Here is a 6,000-nt window from a genome sequence, read left to right as displayed (position 1 = left end):
ACTTTTTTTGACGCTTCTATTGATTTTAACTATTTTACGCTGATTTGGGGATATTTACAAAACCGGGATGCTCCCCATCTACTGGACTAACATAATTTTGACTTTGCCTAAAAGTCTCCCAAAACACAGGTGCTTCTGCTGAAATACCTGCTAAATTTAAGCTATAGATAGAGAAGGATTCGTAAGGCGACATCGCCTGTAGGATTTGACCTTTACTGTTAAAAATTCCGACCACTTCGTAGGCGCTGTTGCTGTTGACCAATCCTTCGAGAATGCTGCGCTGAGTTTCAGGATTAAATTCTGTTAAACCGCGTAATTCTGACAAATAATTGAGTTGGCGCTGCAAGTTATCCAGATAAGCGCTAATTTGGACAGCAGCAGCTTGCGATCGCTCGTACTGAAGCTGTTTTGTCTGTTCTATTTGTCCCCGAAAGCTGAGGTAAGCTAAGGTACTTCCCGCCATCAATACGCTTGCCACAACAATCGAGACAAAACCGTAACGCAGTTGATTGGCAATTGAGGACATTTGATTCTGCCAGTTAACAGTTTGAACTCACTTTATAGCATACACCCAATTTCACATTTTTAAGACTTGCGGAATCGCGCTCCTTAATCGATCCTTAAATTTGCCTAAGTTATGGTTTTATATAGCAATCCTCGCATCATTTGTGAATTTCTTACTCCCTCCCCGATGCCTTGGGGAGGGTTGGGGTGGGGTAAAAAATTTACGACTCCTGCAAGGATTGCTATAAATCTAATTTTTGTTTCCAGATAACATCTTCAATCCAAATGCGATCGGGAAGCAGTCCCAACCGAAAGAAAATTTCAGCAATCCGCTGCTGTTCTTCAACAGCCCTGTCTTGAATTGGCAGCACATCGTAGCGGCGGCTTTTCGTTAACATGATAGCTGTGGCTATTTTCATTCCCCTTCGATTGCTGATAAATTCCGCTGCTGGCTGGGGATTTTTAGTTATCCAATTAGCCATCTGTCGCGTTTCTCCCATCACTATTTTAACAATATCGGGAAAGTCGCTAGCAAAAGAGCGACTGGCAAAATAGAAGTTTCTATCATTCATCAGCCCATCGCTGTTAGTCAAGAAATGAACAGGCATCGTTTCCTGTAACTGAGCTAGAAACGGCTGCCAAATAGCCCAAGCATCAACATCGCCTCTCACAAATGCTTCCTGAGCTTTTGGTGGAGGCAAATCGACCAATTGGGCATCTTTTAACTGCAAGCCACCTTGAGTTAACGCCCGAATTAACAAATAGTGACCTGCGGTTTTCTGAGTTGCTGCTATTTTCTTCCCTTTGAGATCCGCTAGAGTCCGAATTGGAGAATCTTGAGGAACTATGATGCCAATGCTTCCAGGTAAAGCGGAATCATTAGCAATATAAACAAAAGGTACGCCGTCTGATTGGGCAAAAATTGGCGGCGCAACTCCGGCATAACCCAGATCGATTTTTCCTTTTCCTATTGCTTGTAAAATTGGCGGTCCTGCGGCAAATTCCGTCCATTCTACAGACCACCCAATTTCTGCTAAACGGGTTTCCAAAGAGCCTTTAGCTTTGAGATAAAACAGCGCTCCGAAACGCTGATGACCGATTCTGACAACTTTTGTTAAATTTGAGGGTTGATTTTTGGTTTTTGCTGTAGAGTGATTTATGAGATCTGACTTGCAACTTGCCACAGCTAAACTCACGCAAAAAACGAGCATGAGTAGCAGCATATATCCCCAACCAAAACCCGGTTTAATAATATTTTGACTGGTAAACAATAATTGAAACCTAGTCTTTCTGTGGCTCATAAAATATCGGACAAGTAGGTTTGGCAGGATTAAAAGGGTTGCTATTTTTTCGACATAACTTATATTATCTGCGCTGAGTTCCTGCTGTTAAGACAGGCCGAATTAAAGATAAAAAATTAGCTATCTGTCGCTGAAATTAGCGGCAAAATTAAGCTATATTATAGCAGATTTCAGGAAAGTGAGATTTGCTATGGCTGACTCTATTGCTCGTCGCTTAGAACAATACACGGTAAAACGATCGCGCGAAGTTTTAATCGTCAAGGCCGAAATTGACGGCGAATTCGATGAAATTGCTATTTTTAAAGGCTTTTCTAGCTCTTTGACGCGATCGACCGCTTTCGATCCTGAGGTTCCTGTTTTGCCGGAGGAAGCCAAAATTGTCAGTGTCGATCGCCTGGAGAGCCCCTACAATCCAAATAACCCCCGCTATCTTCAGCAGGGGTTATCTTGGGAAACAATGCAATCTCTATTGTCCGAGGTGGGAGTTTAGCAAAACATTAGGGACACAACGTGAGAAAAACAGCAGGGACACAACATTGTTGTGTCCCTGCTACAAAAGCACTATGTCCTTACCCTTACTAGAGCGTGCCGCCTGCAGCTTGGAAACGAGCTCTCGCCCGTTTGATTGCTTGCTTAGCTTGAATTTGCTCTTGCAAAGTGCCGCTAGCAGCCTTTTCCAAACGAGCTTCTGCTTCGGTGTAAGCAGTACGAGCAGCTTCTTTGTCAATGGTTTCGCCTTTTTCAGCGCCGTTGACAAGAATAGTAACTTGGTTTTCTTGGATTTCTGCAAAGCCGCCCATCAGAGCAATAGACACCCATTCCTTGCCGGGACGGACGCGCATCACTCCGGTATCCAAAGCCGTCAACATCGGAGCGTGACCGCTCAAGATACCTAATTGGCCTGTGGTGCTCGGCAGAATTACTTCTTCAGCATTAGAATCCCAAACAGTTTTGTCTGGGGCCACTACGCGCACATTTAATGTCATAAATTGTCAGTTGTCAGTTGTCAGTTGTCAGTTGTCAGTTATCAGTTGTCAGTTGTCAGTTATCAGTTGTCAGTTGCCAGTTGTTACCAATAACTAATAACTAATAACTAATAACGACTGACTACTGACTACTGACTACTGAACTAATGACTAAAATTACTTGGCGTCAGCTTTCATTTTTTCAGCTTTGGCGATCGCCTCGCTAATGTCGCCCACCAAATAGAACGCTTGTTCTGGTAACTCATCAAGTTCGCCAGCCAAAATCATCTGGAAGCCCTTAATGGTGTCTGCCAGCTTGACGTACTTGCCGGGGGCACCGGTAAACACTTCGGCCACAAAGAACGGTTGAGACAAGAACCGTTCAATTTTGCGAGCGCGAGAAACGGTCAAGCGGTCATCTTCCGACAGCTCGTCCAAACCCAAAATTGCAATAATGTCTTGCAATTCCTTGTAGCGTTGCAGAGTTGACTGCACCTGACGAGCAACACCATAGTGCTCTTCGCCGACAACGCTAACTTGCAACATCGTAGAGGTAGAATCCAGCGGGTCAACAGCCGGATAAATCCCCTTCGCAGCCAAGCCGCGAGACAACACAGTTGTAGCGTCCAAGTGAGCAAAAGTTGTAGCCGGGGCGGGGTCAGTCAAGTCATCCGCAGGTACGTACACAGCTTGAACCGAAGTAATGGAACCTTCGGTAGTCGAAGTAATCCGTTCTTGCAAGTCGCCCATGTCTGTACCGAGAGTCGGCTGATATCCCACAGCCGAAGGCATCCGACCCAACAAAGCCGATACCTCAGAACCCGCTTGCACGAACCGGAAGATATTGTCAATGAACAGCAGCACGTCTTGCTTGCTGACATCGCGGAAGTATTCGGCCATCGCCAGAGCCGACAGGCCCACGCGCATCCGAGCACCCGGTGGCTCGTTCATTTGACCGTAAACCAAGGCAATTTTTGACTTGCTGCGGTCTTCTTCGTTAATAACCCCCGACTCGATCATTTCTTTGTAGAGGTCATTACCTTCGCGGGTGCGCTCGCCCACACCGCCGAACACGGACACGCCGCCGTGAGCCTTGGCGATGTTGTTCACGAGTTCCATCATAATCACGGTTTTGCCGACGCCTGCGCCGCCGAACAAACCGATTTTGCCTCCGCGGCGGTATGGTGCCAGGAGGTCGATTACCTTGATCCCGGTTTCAAACACCGAAGGCTTGGTTTCGAGTTCGGTGAAAGCAGGCGGGTTCCGGTGGATGGGCATACTTTCGGAAGTATTGACCGGGCCGAGGTTGTCTACGGGTTGGCCGATTACGTTAAAAATTCGGCCCAGAGTTGGGGTTCCGACGGGAACTTGGATCGATTCGCCGGTATCTACTACTTCCATGCCGCGCACCAAGCCGTCTGTGGTACTCATGGAAACTGCACGCACTTGGCTGTCTCCGAGCAGTTGCTGAACTTCGCAGGTAACGGAAACGTCTTGACCTGCTTCGTTTTTGCCGGAAATCGTGAGAGCGTTATAGATTTGGGGCAGTTTGCCGCCTGGGAATTTTACGTCTACAACCGGCCCAATGATTTGGGTGATGTAGCCTACGTTCGTTTTTGCTGCGGTGGATACCATGAATAGTGCCTTTGTTAGGATGCTATTTTTCCGATATTGGAAAAACTCTTAACATTTAGAAATGCTATTCCTCAGAGTACCACTGAACAGACTCACTATTTAGATTTGTATGGGGCTGGTTAAGAGTCATTTTTCTGGTTGCTGCCCTCGCTTTTTTTTCCTGCGAGCTGCAGCCAAAGCCCCGAGCCCCAGCATCGTCCCGAATACTGTGACTGGTTCGGGGGCTAACTCAGCCGATACGCTGAAGTCTTGGAAGTCAACGTCGTTTCCTCCTCCAACATCGTCGAAGGAGATTTTTGTGCCCTGAGCCAGTTGGGTCATTGTGACCGATGAATATTGGTCTGGGCCTTTACCGCCGTTGATGTTTGTAAATGAGTCGTTGGAGCTGTAGTCGAGCTTAAAGTCGCCAAATACAGCTTGCTGACAGCCCGCCACCAGACAGTCCTCTCTCCGGAACTGCGTGCCGGCGGCAAACCATTCCGGGCTATTCATGAAGGTGCTTGACGAGACGTACTGCTCGTATTGTTGACCGGTGCCGCTGTCGCTCCACAGCAGCAGGGCATAAATTTGATCCTGCAAAAATGTGAAGGTTTGGGTGATGGAGCCGTCGTTGGATGTGACACCGCTGCCGAAGGTTCCCTTCCATTCATCGGCGTCGCCGTTATCTGAGGGTTTAACCTCGGAAAACAGTATGGCGATGTTGGTGTAGCCAGTGTTTCCTGACAGAGCTTGGGCGATCGACAAGGTGGATTTGTAATTGCCGTGAGATTGGTCGAATGTAAATTTTATATTGGTATCTCGATCGAACTGGATGCCGCTGGTGCCAAACATGAAAGCTCGGACGGGCGTGCAGATGCTGAGCAAGATTGTGGTTGCCAAGCTGGCGACTGTAAAAGATGTTTTTTTGACTAGCGTTAAAGTAGTCATAACCCTGATTCCTCCAGTATTGTTACGTAGTAAGGCGCAAAATGCCATGTTGCCCTGACGCGAATCGACGATCGCGAGCCTGCTATATTTAGGGCGACCGTCAAATCTACAGAAGAGGCTCCACACCAGTGAATCTACAGACCGAGATCGCTTAAGTGTGTTTGTGAGTAAATGAGTGCTTCTTCTAAGAGTTTTCACTGACACTAGAGTGCCACACTTTAATCTGTTACAGCAAGATTTTCACCCTGCCTAGACTTCAAACCTACTACATTTACTTCGTCTCGGTAACGGTCTCAAGCTGACTGTAAGACTTGCAAATACTGGCTTTCAACAAAAATACATAAAAATTTTTACTCGTGTTTTGTGAAGTTTTGGTAAAGATAATCTAAAACTTATAAAGTTTCGGATAAAAATTAGGCTGTTCGCCCACTTGGCACTCAAAGGGGGCTGCAAGCTGTTCGCCCGGTGCAGAAGAAGGTAGCGGTCGCGAGTAGGGATTTGAGCGAGTTTTTTGCCACTGGAAGCAAGCGGGAGAACAGACATCGATACTTACGTACTTTTGACTAATATTCCGAATTTTTAAACCCCTAACCCTCGCGTTCCCCGCCATATTCGCACTAACAGTCCCGGACGCATCAACCCGGTTTTTTAAGATAATTGCGTCAGTC

General features: G+C 46.8%; 6 protein-coding genes. 1 reads left to right on the top strand and 5 read right to left on the bottom strand.

Translation table 11 applies throughout. The features are described 5' to 3' along the window. Positions 1 to 34: 34 nt before the first annotated feature. Positions 35 to 526, bottom strand: coding sequence for a hypothetical protein (locus QUA99_RS26630; protein ID WP_333242467.1), 492 nt, complete (start codon positions 524 to 526; stop codon positions 35 to 37). Positions 527 to 746: 220 nt separating this feature from the next. Then, positions 747 to 1,805 carry an aliphatic sulfonate ABC transporter substrate-binding protein gene (locus tag QUA99_RS26625; RefSeq protein ID WP_333242470.1) on the bottom strand — a complete coding sequence of 353 codons (1,059 nt, stop codon included), beginning with the start codon at positions 1,803 to 1,805 and terminating at the stop codon, positions 747 to 749. Positions 1,806 to 1,995: 190 nt separating this feature from the next. On the opposite strand from QUA99_RS26625, the gene QUA99_RS26620 reads away from it, so the two are divergent. Beyond that, the gene (locus QUA99_RS26620; protein WP_333242473.1) at positions 1,996 to 2,295 is read left to right on the top strand and encodes a DUF7734 family protein; all 300 of its coding nucleotides are present in this window, start codon (positions 1,996 to 1,998) and stop codon (positions 2,293 to 2,295) included. Positions 2,296 to 2,383: 88 nt separating this feature from the next. Here the strand turns inward: QUA99_RS26620 and atpC are convergent, their stop codons facing one another. The 3 genes from atpC to QUA99_RS26605 form a co-directional block, all read right to left on the bottom strand. Next, positions 2,384 to 2,791, bottom strand: a complete 408-nt coding sequence (atpC, locus tag QUA99_RS26615; RefSeq protein ID WP_333242476.1) for an ATP synthase F1 subunit epsilon — start codon at positions 2,789 to 2,791, stop codon at positions 2,384 to 2,386. A gap of 156 nt (positions 2,792 to 2,947) precedes the next feature. Next, positions 2,948 to 4,405: a F0F1 ATP synthase subunit beta gene (atpD, locus tag QUA99_RS26610; RefSeq protein ID WP_333242479.1), complete on the bottom strand. Its 1,458-nt coding sequence runs from the start codon at positions 4,403 to 4,405 to the stop codon at positions 2,948 to 2,950. A gap of 126 nt (positions 4,406 to 4,531) precedes the next feature. After that, a complete protein-coding gene (locus tag QUA99_RS26605) occupies positions 4,532 to 5,332 on the bottom strand; it encodes a PEP-CTERM sorting domain-containing protein (protein ID WP_333242482.1) in 801 nt (266 codons plus the stop codon). Positions 5,333 to 6,000: the final 668 nt, after the last annotated feature.

This window comes from Microcoleus sp. F10-B2, from assembly GCF_036704965.1.
Taxonomy (GTDB): Bacteria; Cyanobacteriota; Cyanobacteriia; order Cyanobacteriales; family Microcoleaceae; genus Microcoleus.
This window is presented reverse-complemented; position numbering and strand designations above follow the sequence as displayed.

Bases quoted from the DNA above. Each gene is read 5' to 3' on its own strand.
- QUA99_RS26630 (WP_333242467.1), bottom strand. From the start codon at position 526: ATGTCCTCAATTGCCAATCAACTGCGTTACGGTTTTGTCTCGATTGTT.
- QUA99_RS26625 (WP_333242470.1), bottom strand. From the start codon at position 1,805: ATGAGCCACAGAAAGACTAGGTTTCAATTATTGTTTACCAGTCAAAAT.
- QUA99_RS26620 (WP_333242473.1), top strand. From the start codon at position 1,996: ATGGCTGACTCTATTGCTCGTCGCTTAGAACAATACACGGTAAAACGA.
- atpC (WP_333242476.1), bottom strand. From the start codon at position 2,791: ATGACATTAAATGTGCGCGTAGTGGCCCCAGACAAAACTGTTTGGGAT.
- atpD (WP_333242479.1), bottom strand. From the start codon at position 4,405: ATGGTATCCACCGCAGCAAAAACGAACGTAGGCTACATCACCCAAATC.
- QUA99_RS26605 (WP_333242482.1), bottom strand. From the start codon at position 5,332: ATGACTACTTTAACGCTAGTCAAAAAAACATCTTTTACAGTCGCCAGC.